Annotated in this window: 16 protein-coding genes; 3 read left to right on the top strand and 13 right to left on the bottom strand. The window is 33.7% G+C overall.

Going from position 1 to position 16,794, the window contains the following annotated elements:
* Nucleotides 1-68: 68 nt before the first annotated feature.
* Nucleotides 69-1,313, bottom strand: a complete 1,245-nt coding sequence (locus I600_RS09575; protein ID WP_058104205.1) for an MFS transporter — start codon at nt 1,311-1,313, stop codon at nt 69-71.
* Between the two features lie 239 nt (nt 1,314-1,552).
* On the opposite strand from I600_RS09575, the gene I600_RS09570 reads away from it, so the two are divergent.
* Nucleotides 1,553-2,125, top strand: coding sequence for a RidA family protein (locus I600_RS09570; RefSeq protein ID WP_058104204.1), 573 nt, complete (start codon nt 1,553-1,555; stop codon nt 2,123-2,125).
* Here I600_RS09570 and I600_RS09565 read toward each other — a convergent pair whose 3' ends face one another.
* The 4 genes from I600_RS09565 to I600_RS09550 all read right to left on the bottom strand — a co-directional run bounded on the left by I600_RS09565 (nt 2,126) and on the right by I600_RS09550 (nt 5,225).
* Nucleotides 2,126-2,746, bottom strand: a complete 621-nt coding sequence (locus tag I600_RS09565; protein ID WP_058104203.1) for a CatB-related O-acetyltransferase — start codon at nt 2,744-2,746, stop codon at nt 2,126-2,128.
* Nucleotides 2,747-2,775: 29 nt separating this feature from the next.
* Nucleotides 2,776-3,864 (bottom strand): adenylate/guanylate cyclase domain-containing protein, encoded by a 1,089-nt coding sequence (locus I600_RS09560; protein ID WP_058104202.1) that lies wholly within the window; start codon nt 3,862-3,864, stop codon nt 2,776-2,778.
* A gap of 186 nt (nt 3,865-4,050) precedes the next feature.
* Nucleotides 4,051-4,599: a hypothetical protein gene (locus tag I600_RS09555; RefSeq protein ID WP_058104201.1), complete on the bottom strand. Its 549-nt coding sequence runs from the start codon at nt 4,597-4,599 to the stop codon at nt 4,051-4,053.
* A 29-nt stretch (nt 4,600-4,628) separates the two neighbouring features.
* Nucleotides 4,629-5,225 (bottom strand): hypothetical protein, encoded by a 597-nt coding sequence (locus I600_RS09550; protein ID WP_157490863.1) that lies wholly within the window; start codon nt 5,223-5,225, stop codon nt 4,629-4,631.
* A 109-nt stretch (nt 5,226-5,334) separates the two neighbouring features.
* Here I600_RS09550 and I600_RS09545 point away from each other — a divergent pair, with 109 nt between their 5' ends.
* Together I600_RS09545 and I600_RS09540 are read left to right on the top strand one after the other, a co-directional pair.
* Nucleotides 5,335-5,907: an RNA polymerase sigma factor gene (locus I600_RS09545; protein WP_058104199.1), complete on the top strand. Its 573-nt coding sequence runs from the start codon at nt 5,335-5,337 to the stop codon at nt 5,905-5,907.
* On the top strand, nt 5,904-6,641 hold the full coding sequence (locus I600_RS09540) for a tetratricopeptide repeat protein (protein ID WP_058104198.1): 738 nt from the start codon (nt 5,904-5,906) through the stop codon (nt 6,639-6,641). The genes I600_RS09545 and I600_RS09540 overlap by 4 nt, the downstream gene beginning before the upstream one ends.
* On the opposite strand, the gene I600_RS09535 is transcribed toward I600_RS09540, so the two are convergent.
* The 8 genes from I600_RS09535 to I600_RS09500 form a co-directional block, all read right to left on the bottom strand.
* Complete coding sequence (locus I600_RS09535; protein ID WP_058104197.1) at nt 6,621-9,320, bottom strand: CHAT domain-containing protein; 2,700 nt, start codon at nt 9,318-9,320, stop codon at nt 6,621-6,623. The two genes, I600_RS09540 and I600_RS09535, sit on opposite strands and share 21 nt — an antisense overlap.
* Nucleotides 9,321-9,408: 88 nt before the next feature.
* Complete coding sequence (locus tag I600_RS09530; protein WP_058104196.1) at nt 9,409-9,981, bottom strand: hypothetical protein; 573 nt, start codon at nt 9,979-9,981, stop codon at nt 9,409-9,411.
* A 212-nt stretch (nt 9,982-10,193) separates the two neighbouring features.
* Nucleotides 10,194-10,739: a hypothetical protein gene (locus tag I600_RS09525; RefSeq protein WP_058104195.1), complete on the bottom strand. Its 546-nt coding sequence runs from the start codon at nt 10,737-10,739 to the stop codon at nt 10,194-10,196.
* 152 nt (nt 10,740-10,891) lie between these two features.
* Complete coding sequence (locus I600_RS09520) at nt 10,892-11,299, bottom strand: hypothetical protein (protein WP_058104194.1); 408 nt, start codon at nt 11,297-11,299, stop codon at nt 10,892-10,894.
* 506 nt (nt 11,300-11,805) lie between these two features.
* On the bottom strand, nt 11,806-13,611 hold the full coding sequence (locus tag I600_RS09515) for an OmpA family protein (RefSeq protein WP_058104193.1): 1,806 nt from the start codon (nt 13,609-13,611) through the stop codon (nt 11,806-11,808).
* A 10-nt stretch (nt 13,612-13,621) separates the two neighbouring features.
* A complete protein-coding gene (locus tag I600_RS09510; protein ID WP_058104192.1) occupies nt 13,622-15,190 on the bottom strand; it encodes a hypothetical protein in 1,569 nt (522 codons plus the stop codon).
* A gap of 7 nt (nt 15,191-15,197) precedes the next feature.
* Nucleotides 15,198-15,818, bottom strand: coding sequence for a hypothetical protein (locus tag I600_RS09505; RefSeq protein ID WP_157490862.1), 621 nt, complete (start codon nt 15,816-15,818; stop codon nt 15,198-15,200).
* A 10-nt stretch (nt 15,819-15,828) separates the two neighbouring features.
* The gene (locus I600_RS09500) at nt 15,829-16,647 is read right to left on the bottom strand and encodes a DUF4412 domain-containing protein (RefSeq protein WP_058104190.1); all 819 of its coding nucleotides are present in this window, start codon (nt 16,645-16,647) and stop codon (nt 15,829-15,831) included.
* Nucleotides 16,648-16,794 lie beyond the last annotated feature (147 nt).

The following is a 16,794-nucleotide window of genomic DNA, read 5'->3' as shown; positions in this document are numbered from 1 at the left end:
TTAAAAAATCGAATAAAAAAAAGCCGAGCAAATCTATTGCTCGGCTTTCTTTATTTTAATCGGCATAATTATGCCGTTGCAATTTCTCCTTTACTTTCTTTACTTCTTAACCAGAAATATAGAATAGTGAACAAAACAATTAGAATTGCAGGAAACAGTACCATGGTACTTAACGTTTCTTGACCGGAAACCAATTCTAATTCATCACCTGTAAACCCTTGGGCTTCGGCAGCAGCTCTATCTGCATCGATCCAACCACCAATGATTGGTTGAAAAATTGATGTAGAGAACATTCCTATCGCACCAATAATAGACATGCCCAAAGCTCCGGTTTTTGGAGTTTTGGTAGCGGTTAAGCCAATCATATTAGGCCAGAAATAGGCAACACCCAGAGCAAAGATTATAGCGGCTACGTAAGCCATAGTTCCAGTTTGTGTACTAAAAAGATAAATGCCTAAAGTAGCAAGTACGGCAGAACCCAAAAGCACACCCGTTTGGTTGAACTGAGCAACCATACTACCGCCAAAGAATCTTGCAACGGCCATCAATCCGGCAGTCAATGCTAATATTAGCGTTGGTTCTGCTCCACTTTTAGAAAGAATTAGACCTACCCATTGGTTAGGACCAAATTCTGATATGGCAGTTAATGCCATACAAACTCCTATGAATAAAAATAAGGGAGTGAACATGCCTTTCAGGTTTCCGCTAATAGTTGCCGCTTCCTCTATCTTAGCCTTAGGCCAAGTTTGTCCGTAAAATAAAAAGGCATAAATTATCGCAGGTATTAATAATAACCATACTTGACTTTGTCCTGTAATACCAAAATCCGTCATAAAACCAGAAAGTAAACTACCAACGGCTATTCCACCAGGAAACCACATGTGAAAACGGTTAAGCATTGTGCTCATTCTGTTTCCCTTGTACGCATCTGCAATCATTGGGTTACATGCCGCTTCGGTACAACCGTTACCAAGACCTATAAGCAAGTTGGCTATCAAAAGACCTATATAGTTGCCAGAGAATATTAAAAGTAAAATACCGATTGAATGCGCAAAGAAGGCAAATTGCATAATTACTTTGCCCCCTACTTTATGGTAGATCAAACCACCGATTACCATAGCTATGGGGAAACCTAAAAACCACATAGAGGTAATCAAACCGGCTTGACTTGCACTTAATGCCAGTTCCGTTTTTAATTGATCTAAAATACCTGCTGCTATGGCAAATGAGAATGCCGTTGTAATTAGGGCAAAGCAACTGGCATAAAAGAGCCTATTCGCATTTACCTTAGAAGTCGCTGTAGAACTTTCCATATTTAAATTGATTTAGTTGTTGTTTTGGTTAATTTGCTAAACTAATAAAAATGAAATAATATCAATGCTTTTTTAGTAAAATGATACCTTAACTACGACAGAATACACAAAAAATAGTATTTGTTTAATATTTAGTGTTTTTTATGCAATACAATGGCAAGTGAATTTTAAGGTATTATGTTGATAATGAAGTATTAGGTAACTTGTAACCATAATAATTTCAAATAAACTGACCTGTAATGAAACATTTTATATATATCGTTCTAACTTTTTTGTTGATCAGTTGTGCAGATAAAACCAAAGAAACTCAACAACGGGAAGAATTAATTCAAGAAACAGCAAATTCTAATTATAACCCAGAAGCCAAGTTAGATAGTTTAGGTATAGAACTTAGAGATCAGGGTGTTCCCATTGCAAACTACCAACACGTTGTAAGAGCTGGAAATTTATTGTTTTTAGCCGGTAAAGGACCAAAACAAGCTAATGGTGAGTACATGATAGGTAAATTGGGCGATAGTTTAACCGTAGAGCAGGGCTACCAAGCGGCAAGAGAAGCGGGTATTAATCAACTTTCCGTTTTAAAAGCCGAACTGGGCAACCTGAACAAAGTAAAACGAATAGTTAGTGCACACGGTATGGTGAATGCTTCTCCGGATTTTACAGATCATTCTAAAGTAATCAATGGTTTTTCAGATTTAATGGTCGAAGTTTTTGGTGAAAATGGCAAACATGCGCGTGCCGCGGTTGGTATGGTATCTTTACCTGTTGGTATGGCTGTAGAGATAGAAATGGTTGTTGAGGTTTACGAGTAATTAATTTAGCTCTTCTAAATTTTCACCTGTAAGATGATGCACATTTGCGGTAATCTGCTCTATAGGCCAGTTCCACCATTTCAATTCTAAAAGGTTAGCAATTTCTTTATCCGAGAATCGCTTCTTAATAAGCTTGGCAGGATTTCCGCCAACAATGGAGTATGGCAGTACATCTTTTGTTACGGTTGCATTACTTGCAATTATGGCCCCATCACCAATATTTACTCCGGGCATAATGGTGGCGTTGTAGCCGATCCACACATCATTGCCTATTACGGTATTACCTTTGGTAGGGTAGTTTTTTCCATCCATGGCATGTTGCCAATCCTTTCCAAAAATAGCAAATGGGTAAGCTGAAATGGAATTGCTTAAATGATTGGCTCCGTTCATAATAAAGGTGACATTTGAAGCAATCATGCAGAACTTTCCAATGATTAGTTTATCGCCAACAAAATCAAAATGATATTTTACATTTTTTTCAAAATTGGCTACGTCTTCAAAATCATCATAATAGGTATAATCACCTACAATAATATTCGGGTTTTTAATAATGTTTTTTAGAAAACACAATCTCTTATAGTTTTCTAATGGAAATAGGGTGTTTTTATCAGGGATATTCATAAAATGTTTCTTTAATTGAGATAGGTAATTTAGACTAAAGTAAAAAGTTCCATTTTTTCCTCCTTACCCTTTAATTCGGCGATACCTTGTGACATAATTTTCAAGCTTTCCTCTGGTTTTAGTTCTTTAATGAGCTTTTCAGAGATTAAAATGTCAACGTTATAAGTGTTACAGAGCCCTTGAATTCTTGCGGTTGTATTTAAAACATCACCGGTAAATATAATTTCTTTTTTTAGCGTACCTATTTCGCCGGTTGTTACTTCGCCAACGTGAAAGCCAGATTTAAAAGTGGGCGCTACACCAAAATTGTTGTTGTACCATTCCGCCTTATTATGCAAGTCTTGTTTCATGGCTAAAAAGCAATTGATCCAGTTGTTGTTTTTTATTCCTTCCTCATACTTCCAAGAGATGATGATTTCATCGCCTACGTATTGATAAACCGAACCAGAATGATTGATTATGGCATTGGTAAAATCTGCATAGTACGCTTTAAGCATTTTAAAATATTCAATATGCCCCAAATGTTCTGCAATGGTGGTAGACGACTTCATATCGCAAAAAAGAAATATGCGCTTTTCTTGAATGGGCTTGTGGTATTTTCCGGTAAAAAAGTTCTTGAGTACGGCATCACCCACATTCTGACTAATTTCCGAATAGAAGAGTCCTGCAAATAGGCTTACTGCAATGGAAACCATGGTACTTAAAAAGTCTAGGCTTATTAAAAAATTAGATAACTTTTGTAATACCAATTGATGAAATACTGGTAAGCCCAATTCTATAGAAGCGGCTATTGGATATACAATTATAATGGTAATCAGCAGTAGAAATGAATACAAACTTAGTTTGTAAAGTATTTTCTTGTAAAAGCTTTTATTGTTGAACAAATTACCTAACCAAAGTACTTCTATAGTTCCCATCAACAAACCAATTAGCGTAACCGAGGTCATAGCAAATACAAATACCTTAGGAGTTAGTGTAATTGCTGCATTTGGGTTTATGTTTTTATTGCCGGTAGCTGCTTCTTGAATAAATAAAACAAAAAGACCAATTACGCACCATATTACACCAAATGGTAAAATACGTTGTAATCTTCTCTTTGATTTAGGAGACAAACCCATACCCGTTATTATTCTCTTGGTTATAACTAAAATAGCAAAGAATTTAAGAAAAGGAAGATTTGTGTTGTTTTAAGTTGTTTTTAATGTGAAGTTGATATAAAAATTGACAAAGTTTATTAAGTTTTAAAGCATAAAAAAACCGAGAGAACTACCTCGGTTTTTGATATATACTAGGCAAATTAAATATTAAATAAGTTTTCCTCTGTGAGAAATGGTAATAGTATAATATACTGTTTTGGTACTATTTGACTGTGATCCGGTGATAAAGTATCCAAACCTTTCTTTTGTGATTTTTACATTAGAAAGTTCTACGTTCTGACTCCAGGTATGAAAGTTCATTTTTACTTTCACATTGCTTCCAGAAGATGTAATCGATAAGCTTTCAACAGTCTTTTTACTTTGAAAATTGTTTCGGTCATTAAAAGCGGTTTTTACATTATCAACTGTTACGATATCTCCTTTTTTCAAGTTTAAAGGTCCTGAGCCAAATGTTGTAAAGGGTAATTCTACGTTACCATCTTTTTTAACTGTTGATGAGCTTATATGCGCGTTAAAAATGTATCCCTCATTTATTTTGGACACTAACCGTTCAAAAACGGCATTGTCGTACGCTAAATTTTCGCAAGTAACAGATGATTTCATTACTTCTGGGTTGTCTGCTGCCTTGGTAACTTTGAAAGAACATACTGTTAATGCGAATACCCCTAATAAAATGGTTTTCTTGTAATTTTTCATAATTTCTGTTTTTATAGTTTATTAAATATTTATTCGAACCAAATTTTTGATATTGCCATGTTACAACCGGTTTTACTTCTTGAATCGAATTGTAACCTTATAAAATCAATATCGGAAAATGTAAAATCATCGCCGGTTGGCTTTATTTCTGAAAACGGAATGGTAAAGACGAACTTTCCTTCGCGAGCCGGTACATGTTTGCCGTATGCAGCATAAGTGGTATTTGTAAAAAGATTCAAGTTTATACCGTTTACCGTACTTTTAGCCTCAAATTCTACTTTTAAAGACTTGTATTTGCTGGCATCTATATTTAGTGGCGCATTTCCATTTTTATTGACTCCGTAATTTAAATAAGTTGTACCCCTGGTGTCATAACCGTAGCTCATGACGAGTAGCCCTTTTTTTATACTTAATTGCATGTTGTGTTCAAAAGGGTTTTGATTGAGCTTTGCAAAAACCTGCCGGTGCTGACCTATGATGTGATTGCCTGTTTGTAGTTTTCTATTTTCATTCATATCGGTAAATGTCAAATGGTTGATTTCACCAGTGGTAAAATCATCAAGTACTAGTTGCGCATTCATGATAATTGATGCTGTACATATAAATAAGAAGGTTACTATTTTCATTTTGATTTAGTTTTTGGTTGCAACTATTCATGCTAATAGCAAGAAAAGGTTAACATTCACTTTAATTCTTTACTTTTAAGTGTTAACTATTTATCCGTAAATGCATTAAATGGAAAATCATTCAGATGAAACTTTATTACAAGCACTTAAAGAAGGTTCTGAATCTGCTTTTAAAAAGGTATATGAAGAGAATCGTGAATTATTCTTGAATTTTGCAAGAAGGTATTCCCTGGCAGATGAAGAGGTTTTAGATGCTTACCAAGATGCGTATGTTGCACTGTATGAGAATATTCAGAATGGAAAATTAACGATTTTAAAAAGCTCTTTAAGTACGTATCTAATTAGTATAGGTAAGTATAAGATTATGGAGCGATTACGAAACAGAAATAAGCATACGAACAATGAATTATTATTGAACAACGTAGAAGAAATAGATGACGAAATCGAAGCTTTTGATATTGACAATTATGCTTTGTCAACTGAACAAAAATTATTAAAAAAGTACTTTGATGCTTTAGGAGAAAAATGTCAAAAAATATTAAAGCTATTCTATTACCAACAGTATAACATCAAAGAAATTATGACCGAAGGTAATTATAACAGTGAAAATGTGGTAAAAAGTCAGAAATCCAGATGTTTAAAAACATTAAAGGAAGCCATTAAAAATGCCCCCAAATTATGATGGATAAAGAACAATTATTATTAAAATATTTTGAAGGTTCATTGACCGCAGATGAGAAGGTCAATTTCAACCAGTTTTTAGAAAGTGATGCAGAATTTAAAATGCAGTTTGAATTTGAAAAGAATGTAAAATCTGTTGTACGAAAAATTGAAAATGACAGTCTTAAGAAAAAGCTACAAGGTTTTGAATCTGAATTAAGCGGTGCACCTAGCCAGAATCAACAAAATTTCTGGAAACCATTAAGAATAGCTGCTAGTATTGCCTTATTAATAGGTTTAAGTTGGTTTGTATTTAATTCTTATATGTTTCATGGAACAGAAGAATTGTATGCTTCCAATTATGAGAAATACCCTAATACGGTATATACAATTACACGTGGCGATGCTACTGATAAGTCATTGGAGCGCTTAGCCTTTGAAGCTTACGAAACTGATGATTTTGAAACTGCTATTGCCTACCTCACTGAGTTAAAGGAAAAGACCAGACTAGATTATGTAGATTTTTATTTAGGTCAAGCTTATCTTGCCAAGGGAGATTATTTAAAAGCCACAGATAAATTCCAAGAAATTATATTAATAAATAGCGAGTATAAAGATGAGGGCTATTGGTATGCAGCGCTCGCGAACCTAAAATTAGAACAGGAAGAAGAAGCTGAAAAATTATTGGAGCAACTTATAAAAATGGGAACATATAAGAAGAATGAAGCAACAGAATTACTTGAAAAGTTGAACTAGTCTTTTTCTGTTCAAGAAAATAAGAAGAACCGCTATTACAGCAAACACATACCATTGCCAATGCGGAGAGGTAATTAAGGGCTCGGTGTTTCCTTGAATGATATAACCTGACCAATAGTAGGGGTGTGCAAGTCCGTTCTCTTTGTTCTTTTGTAAGAAGGATAGTTTAGCTTCCCTTAATGATGTATCTTTTGGTTTTCCATTAGCTAAATTCTCATAAAACTCTCCCATAAGCTCCGAAGATGAATTGTCGTTCACTTTCCATAATGTACTTGATATGCTTGCTGCGCCACTGTAGAAAAAACCTCTGGCAAGGCTTAAAAAACCTTCGCCACGTTTAAGTTCACCAATGCCACTTTCGCACCCACTTAAGGTAACGAGACTGGCATTTAAGGTTAAATTATATAGGTCTTTTACAAAAAGCAAGTCGTCAGATTCTGATTTTGGAGTAAAGGCTAAATAAGAATATTCGGGATTTTTATCATCAAAAACAGCATGTGTTGCCAAATGTAAGACCGAATAATCCGGCAATGTAGCAGTGAAATTTTGAAGTGTAGCTTGGTCATTGATAAAGGACTTACCGGTAAAAGATGTCAATATCTGCTGAACTTCGTTTCTGTTGTGCGGTAAATTGCCCAATACTTGAGAACGAGTGCCGTCTGAAGGTATATTAGTATCGAAACTAGGCGCAAATGCTAGTAGGTTAGCACTGTTTTGCTCTTTGTTATTTAATTGAGACCATAATGTAGCTGAGTTCACATAACTGATGGTTCTATCTTCTATCAAGTAGCGATGCTCTGTCTCATTGGAAACCAGACTGCCAAAAGGGATATAGTTTAACAAGCCATCTGGGGCAAGTATGATTTTTTCTTGTGGATGTAATTCTAAAATTGGACTTAATAGTTTTTGATACAGTTTATGGCTCAGTTTGGAAAGTGAATCTAGGTTTGATTTAGAATTCGAGAGCATTGCATGAAGTTCACTAATATGATTTTCAAGTTCATCCGTGATTTTGATACTATGAAAGTACTTATCATTCTTAGAAATAGCAATTGTATAAATATTTTGGTTACCATAGAAGTAGGAAATGAAGAGTTCATTCTTTGTTAGGTTATTTTGTACTTCTGGTAATGTTAGTATTTTATTGTTGTACTTTAAGTTGTAGTATGCCGGGTAATTGGTTTCTATATCTACTACCATATTACGAAGTTCTTGCCTAAGGCTAAATAGCTGGTCTTCTATTCCTTCTTCTAAATTTTCTGAAACGGCGATTTCTTTTTCAATATGTGTAATTTCTGCTTTTAATTGAGTTTCTCGTAACAATATTTCTTTTGGAATTTTAGCAAACTCTGTGGCTTTGGAAGATAATAGAGCTTCTAGCAATAAGACGGATTTACTATTTTCAGAGAATTGAAAAGCTTCATCTATATAGATATCATCGTTAGATGAATTATATAAGTTTTGAGATGATGCTATTCCGGTTTCGAAAATTGGATAAGCATTTTCTATTAAAAATAATTTATCGGTAGAATTTTTAAAACTTGGTTTTATATGATTAAGAAAAATTGTTGCCTGTTTTGCCACCGCAGTTGCCTTTAAGTAAGATTCAATATCTCTGTTTAAATTTAAAGTCGTAGCCTTGTTTTTAAATAGTTTTAGGGCGTTTGGATCCTTATCCTTTTTATCTAAGGATGTTTGAAGTGCTAAATCGAAATTTATTAATGCCTTTTCGTGAAAACCCAATAGGTTTTGAAGCAGCCCTTTTTCATTGTAAGCAATTTCTAAGTCAGCGTTTTTTTGTTTTTCAAAATTTTGTTTGATACTATTTATAGCTGAATCAATTTCAATTATGGCAATTTCATATTCCCAATTATTTTTATGGATAATTGCTTTTTTTAAATGGTATTTTACCTGAAATATAGGTTTGTTTTCAAATAATTTTTTAGAATCATTTAAAAATAAAAGGGCACTATCTTTTTGTAATTGATAACCATAGTTTTCGGCAATATGAAATGCATTAGAAATCGCAGAATTAATATTTTCTTCTTTTTTGTTATAAGCATATGCCTTAAGCAAATAGGTGTTCGCTTCTTTATATTTTTTTTCTTTTATTAATACTTCTGCAAGCAAATTATAATTACCTGTTAACGCTTCTAAATCAATGTTTTCTGATTTTTGGATATCTCTTATGTTTTTTCTGTATACTGACTTGGCTTCGTCATATTTACCCTCTATCATATAAAGTTTGCCGAGGAAGCTATAAGCAGCAGAGGCTAAACTTGTAATGGTTTCACTTTTTGTAGTTAATGAATTATTGTTCTTAATAATCTTTTCAAAGGCTTCTCGTGATTGGGAGTATTCTAATAATTTTAGATGATAATCACCTTTGTAATACAACAGGATATTTGAGTTGTCTGTATTTAAAATAGTTGTACCGGAAATTAGAGAATCTAGTTGGTTAAGATTGGCGCTCATTCTAATTAAATCGTAATGATAACTAGAAACTCCCGTAGAATTAAATAGCGACTCTATAAGTATAGAGTCGCTATTAATCATTTTTGCAATTTCTTTGACCTGGTCAAAATAGAAGTAGGCAGAATCTTTTTCGGAATAATAGAACTGTTCTGCTTTTTCATTTAACGAATCTATTTTTGAAAGTGTTAATTGTTGTGACCACAAACAAATGGGACAAAAGCAAATTAGGTAAAATATTTTCTTCAACACAGGCATAGGGCTTCTTGAATTTTGGAGCCATTACATTAAAATACTAAATCTTTAAAAAACCTAAGCTTTGTTCATAGTTTAAAGTATCTCCAAATTCATCAGTTTTTTCAATTTGAATATTAATTTGATCACCAAAACCCTTGGCATTGATTTCCAAATATTGTAAATGTGGTTCCCCCGGTAATGGGGTCAATTTGTCTATAGTTGTTAATACTTCTCCATTAATGCTACTTATGGTACATTTTATTTGAGAAAATTTACTGCTGAATATAAAGTATTCAAACCTTACTGGAACGCATTTACCATTTGGCATGTCACAAGGTATTGGCCATCTTTTTGTTACTTCATCAAAACTCAAGATTTGGGCATAACGTTGTTTCAATTCATCTTTTACAATTAGTAATTCTTCAGCTTCTTCTTCTGTGGCTTTCTCTAACTTAGTATCTATAAGTTGAATTTCATTATTTATATAATATTTTTCTAGGTCACCTTCATAAATAAAATTTTCGCTGGTTAGTTCTATTTTCTCTTTGTTTGTAATGGTTCCTGTAAAATCTTTATCGCAGGCGCACAAAACCACACTGCACATTATAATTAATAATAGTTTTGATTTCATGATGTAGTAAATTTAAAGTTTTATTTAAAGGCTTAGCATTCAGTTTTTAACGAGGGTAAGGTATTATCAAAAATATATTGTTTAGCTTTTAAGACCTACTACATATGTAACACGTGCTGTAAAGAATGTAACAATTTTTTTTCATAAATACCGTACACGGATTAAATTGTAAACTTCAATTAAATAATTGAATGCTAAGTCCTTATTTAATTTTAGGCTACTTTAGATATGGCAAGACTTACACCTACGATATAGCCGTTTTTCTGGAAAGAACCCGTAATTAGAATGCTATTTTTTTGGTATAATACCGAAACGTTATTTAAAATACCGACAATTTCGCCTGTTGACCCACTTTTCCAATTTAGTTTTACGTTTTTGGTGTTCACGTTACCCTTAGTATCGTGGTGTACATATACACGAACCTCGTTTTTTCTATTGTTATCATTTCTGAGGGCCTGAGGATTTGCCTGAATATAATCTCGTCCTTTATAAGCAATAACAGGACTATTACGAAATGAAAGATCTAGGGCTTGAACTTCGTTTCCAGATTTGGAAGTATCTAAAATAGTTAAAGAACCGGTCATATTGTACGAACCCTTCTTACTCAATACATCATCTATTATGCTTGAAATATTTACAGGATTCATTGTTTTTATCGCTGTATTTTCTTTCACATATTTATGATGAATTTTTACATCATTGGCCTGTAATGAAACGACCATATTAACGATTGCAATTACACTTAAAATTGTTTTCATAATTTTTTGTTTAAATGATTATTAATTATTATTTCCCTTTTATGTTTGAAATATGAAAAGGTTAACAGATTTAATTGTCTTTTTTAAACTTTATTTATAGATAATTAAGGTCATATCTAATTAACTTTTAAAAATATGTACAAAGGAAAGTTTCATTTCTTTTTGAGTTCTCGAATATAAACACGAGTGAAACCATCGGTATATGGTTCGCGTAATATCAATCTGGTTTTAGTTATATACAATTCGTATTTCTTAAAATCTCCGTACCCTATTAGTAAGATGTTTAAACTATCTTTTTTGCGATATTTTGAAAGAGATTTTGTAAGATAATATGTGGATTTTTGTTCTAAGGAATCTTGCTCAAAACTTAAGTATTGATAGTCTGCAGTAAACTCTATTATAGCATTCTTTTTTATGGGGAACCCTTTTCCAGTAATGCCTCCACTGCTACTTACTAATTGCCATTTACCTAACAAAGCTTCTTGGGTAGATTGGGAGTATGAACAGGCACAGATGCCTACCCATATAACAGTTAATAAAAATGGAAGTATTTTATTCATACAAGTTTGCTAGAAATTCGAAAAAGTTATAGACTTTCCAATTAGTTGGTTAACGTATTACAAGTTTTTTATTAGGAAGAATTTATTGCTATAGAAAATTCTTATTAAAAAATTATCAGTTTTTTTGATTAAGTTTTCTTTTACAACGGCCTTTAAAGCCATCAAATACCATTCATGTCTGGTATATAATGTTCCATATTCTTGACTTAAATGAGCGGTTGCTTATATTTTTATCTTCTACAATAATCACTTATATAGATTCTTGGCTTTGATATTTTCTTTAAGTTATAAATGGTAGAATGTGTATATAATTATCATTGTAGCTCATATATCTACAGTTAAGGCTAAGTAATATATTGTTCTGTTTAACCTTAGAAGATATTTCCAATAATTCTCAAGCGCCTATCAAATTATTAGTATTGATTGGGAATTTGCCTGATTTGCTCCAATAACAAAAGTTAAGATTAGCAAATAGAATTTCTTTTCCTTCGAAAGTGCTTGAGCAATTAATTCGGTAATACTAAAACTTCCACGCGTCTGTTTTTTGATCTATTTTCTTCTGTATCATTTTCAACCAAAGGCTTGGATTCGCCTAATCCCATTTCTTTCCAACGAAAACTACTTCCTGAAATCATTTTTTTTAGTTCGTTAGAAACACTTTTGGCTCTTTCCAAAGAAAGTCTTTGATTGCTTTCTGCACTGCCCACATCATCGGTATGGCCCTCTACAATTACATTCCCTTTCTTAAGCACGGCGATGTTATGTGCCAATTCTTTCAAAGCAACTATTCCTTCTGGTTTTAAGATAGATTTTCCGGTCTCAAATAGTACTTTACTGTCGAGATTAAGGCGCATAGCTGCTCCAATTGCAGCAATGGCATCAACATCAGCACCTGGCAGACCACTTTCCATTTTTAAATCGGTTAGGCGTACATAGTAAAATAGTTCGCCATGTTTTACAAAGGATGAAATATCTACTTCGGCAACACCGCCATCAATTTTACCTACATGAATCCAATTTTTTCCATCTTTGGATATTTCCAAATCGGTAGGTTCAATCTGACCGATTTCAAAAATATAAAGGTCAGGTCCATTGACATCGGTCAATGCATTATCTGTAAATTGTACAGTAATGGTACCACCCAGTCCAAGGCTATGAATTCCCGTAATATCTTCCATGTCAAAACCTTGCCATACATCTGGTTCGCCCAGTACATTTTTCACTTCTTGTGTTTTTAACAAGGGATGATTTGCTTTTACAACGGCATCTGCAAACGAGAGTTTGCCCAGGGGCAGATATACGGCCTTTCTCCTATGGCCCAAATAAGTTGCTTCCGACTCCTCCCCAAAATAAAGGTCCGGGTTCAGTTTTTGAAATTTGTGTTTTGCGGCTTTTGCCTTTCTTTCTAGATCATTCTTATAAATCTGAACGATTTTTGCTTTGCCTTCTATGGTCCGCTGATATGCAGGACTTGCTTTAAGACTACCGGAAGCAATTTCACTTTCAGTCTTTTTAAGATCTATCAGCAATTGTTTCGCTTCTTTGTCACTATGTAGTTGCCCTGATAGCTTGTTAAGCAACTCCATTTCCTCTTCTTCCTTCGCGGTGGGCGGAGTTTCGTGTTTTCGCTCTATATCTCTCATGACATATTCCGCTTCGGTCAAATCCAATTTTTCCATAACATTGGTGCCCGCCAATGAATCGATTGTTTTAAGTTTTGCCATTGTTGCCTCTGGTCCTGATTCAGCTTGAACGATTAATATGGCCTCTTCCAAAGAAACTCCAGTAGGGGTATTTTTTGAAGTTAGTTGTTCTTTATTGATTCTCGCTTTTGGTTTTGGTTCATTTTGTTTTTCTAGCTTCCTTTTTGCTTCTACTTCTTGCACCAAGGCTTGAAGACTGTCTGGATTATTGATGAGTTTTTGCAGTTCAGTACGAGAAACGCCACTTTGCTCTAAAAGTGAGATAATTGCTTCGGTTGAAAACATACCTGATGAAGAGACATCTTTAGTTAACAAATCTTGAAATGCCTTCTTAGTACCTTGGTCTTCCATGCCGCTCATTTGTAGTAGTTTTTCCAGTGCTTCTACTTCTGGCAATTCACTATTAGAGCTTTCATCCTCACTGTCTATACTAAAGAGTCCCCCTAATTGCTCCATTGACTTTTCAAATTCATCTGATGAAAGTTGTGTTTTATCACCACTTTCGTCAGATTCAATTTCTAAATTTTCATCTGAAATTTTATTTTTAGGATTTTCGCTGCAGGATGCAATGAATACAGCTACTGTGATAAATAGAATTATTTTTTTCATATCATTTCAATTAAAAAGTAATTCTTGAAGTTCGCATATTGGCTAACATAAGTGTAGCCTGAGTTTTAAATAGACTTGTAGTCTGCGAATGTGTTGCTAGGCAACCTTCGATAGCATGAATATCTAGGGTCATATCACTTATGTATTGATTAAATTTTTTGTCGTATTCTAATTTTAATTTTTCCATAGCTGGTCGAACTTGGTATAATTTAATATTTGACCATCCAAGGCCTGCGCCCGGAACAGAGGCTAGTGCATCAGCACTAGTAATTGCAGCATTAAGATCTGATCGTTTTCTATAATAAAAACGCTGTAATTGCATAAAATAGGTATGTCTTTTTCTAAATCTATTAAATGGCTTCATTGCACAATTCTTGCAATCTTGTTTAACCTCACAGTATACAAGTATCGGGGGTTCCTCATCTTCACCTTCATCTTCTTGATGTTGATCTTGTTGTGATAATAGATCTACCTGTGCTTGTAATCTTCGAACTTGGTTTCTTAGTCTTGCCAATTCTTCGTGAATTAAATCATCAGGTAATATTCTAGCATCACTTTCTGTTGGTTCACCAGGCGAATTAGCGCCATAATCTTCGTTAAACTGCTCATCTGCCTCTCTTATTCTTCTTTCAACAGCGGCAGCGGCGTCACCTGATAATTCTAAGGAACCTTGATTAGGTTCTAGTCTAACTACGTGAGTTGTTCCATCATCCCCTTCTAAATGTACTGTGCGGTCTTCTGCAGGACGGTGATTTGGACTTGTATAATTAATAGGCACTTGATTGCTTACATTCTCTGACCTATACTCTATAAATACCGCTGGCTCTTTATCAGATATAGGAATTGGTCTTGGTTGACTAGATTGAGCATAGGTGTTTGCAAAAGAGCATATGCCAATAGTTATAATGGACAGTTTTTTTGTTTTTTGTTTTTTAAAAATGAACAAAACGAATAAAATGATAATGGCTATTAAAAGCCCAATAATGATGTACATTAAATTGTTCTCTTTATCTACTTTGTTTATTAATGAGATTTCGGGAGCTTCTGAATCTTTTTGAGACTCAAGGGAAATTATGTTACCAGATACCCCTAGTGTTTGTACATATTGATTGTACTCTTCAATATCATCGGTAAAACGTATTAAGGATTGTGTTGACGGAAATTGTAAGCCAGTCTTTACAGTAATTAAATATGGTATTTCTGCAACCTCAGAACTTACTCCAATACCAGCAGTGTTCATAGTTCTAAAAACTTTATCGACAAATTTCTCCCCATTGGTAGAAACTTTCGATTCAACTTTTTCCCAACTCTCTTTATGAAAACTTAAGTCAATATTATGGTCTGGAGCTTTTGAGATTATCCTTACCATAACAGGTGTTTTAACATCTAAACCGTTAATGATAAATCTTTGTAAAGAATCTGCACCACCTGTAGTCCATTCCATGGCACCAGCGTAAGTACCGTCATCTAACTTGTTAAGTTTTATTTCATGTACAATAGTTTTGCCGAAGAAGTCTGTTAATTGGGCATTACTTAAGTTACTAAATGCAAGTAGAATTAAAATTAGTATAGTTCTCATAACCGTATTATTTTCTATGTTTTTGCAATAAATAGTTCGCCAAATCGGTCATTTTAAGGCGTAGCTCTTCATGTTGCTCTTTGGTGCGGTCTGTATTTGCACTTTTAATTCCATAGTGCATTAATAATGCCTGATCATAATTTTCATTGTAAATGATTATTCTTCCATGAGCGGGTTGTTGTGCTATATAAGAATCGCCCGTTTCTGCCATCTCTATATCCATTCCCATAATCTTTAACCCAGCTTCTTTACGTTCCAAATAACTGGCAATTTCTTTTTTGTTCTGTTTTTTTGAACTAGGTGTAGACCTCCATGTTATTCTTGAGTCACCATCTAAAGTATTTGTGCCAAACCCTTTCAAATCAAAAGAACACTTGTTTTCACCGATTTTGTCCAGTATATTAAGGTTTGATTCCGGTACTTTGAGCACTTCTGCCAATTCGGCGATACTCATATCACAATTGTCATTATTATATAGAGAACTGTAATCGCCTGAGGTATTTGAACTGCTTTCTTCTTTTTCTGATATAACCTGTTTGGTATTTGGTTCGCTTGTATCTTGTTTTTTAGGGGTGTCGTTACAGGCAATTAAAAGTGAAATAAAAAAAAGAGCTAATTTGTGTCTCATGCTGAATGTTTTAAAATAATTTTTCATAATCTAAAGTGTTAATGCTAAAGTCTTTCTCTATCAGTTGTGTACAGATCATATGAACTGGCTTCGCATTTTTCTGCGAATAATCGATCATATCCATTTCAAGTACCAAACCGTCTATTATACTTAACCATGATGGGTCAATTCCTTTTTTTATGTTTTTAAATTTCTTTGTTCGTAAACTTGAGTATGCGGTATGAAATGAAATATCTGCATCTTGTGTTATCCAAACAGTACCAGATATTTGTGGACCGGTAACTTGATATTCATCACACTCATATCCTATAATATCTTTGGTTTGGCCTGTGTTAGATACCGAATAATCATTACTGTCCATATTCAGTTCTGGCGCATCTTCTAGATCTAATTTCACGGAATTTGTTGTTCGCTGTCCGCCCATATTCATGAAAGTGTGTATAGCCTCATTGGGTAAATCCATTACGGTTACGAATTCAGAAGCATCTTTCATATTAAAAGAGCTGCCTATATATTCATCTTCATTGGTTAAATAGTAGGTGATGTCGGTCGTGCTTCCATCACTCTCAATTTCCATTACATACTCGTGACTAAATGTATAAATCTCAAGTTTTTCAGTTTTTTTACTTTTAAATATTCTACCTTTATTATTAAAGATGGTGTCGAAAGATTTTTCTGTTTCACGCTCTGTTTTTTCAGCTACTTTTCTCTCTATAGTTTGTGCTGCAGCTTCCTGGGCACGTTCTTTAAGTTTTTTTAAAAATTGTGCGTTAGCATTGGTAGTTACACTGAATACAAACAAAATCGCTATTAGTTTACATGTTCTCATGATGTTCTTTTTTTGTCGTTTGTCTTTTAATGACACGATTTTAGAAAAGGTTAACATCAATCTTTTTTTGGAACGATATTTTTTTGATCACCTTATTGTTATGAATAATCTTTAATACGTAAAGCCCTTCTTTTAAATGGTTAATAT

This window comes from Maribacter dokdonensis DSW-8, from assembly GCF_001447995.1.
Taxonomy (GTDB): Bacteria; Bacteroidota; Bacteroidia; order Flavobacteriales; family Flavobacteriaceae; genus Maribacter; species Maribacter dokdonensis.
This window is presented reverse-complemented; position numbering and strand designations above follow the sequence as displayed.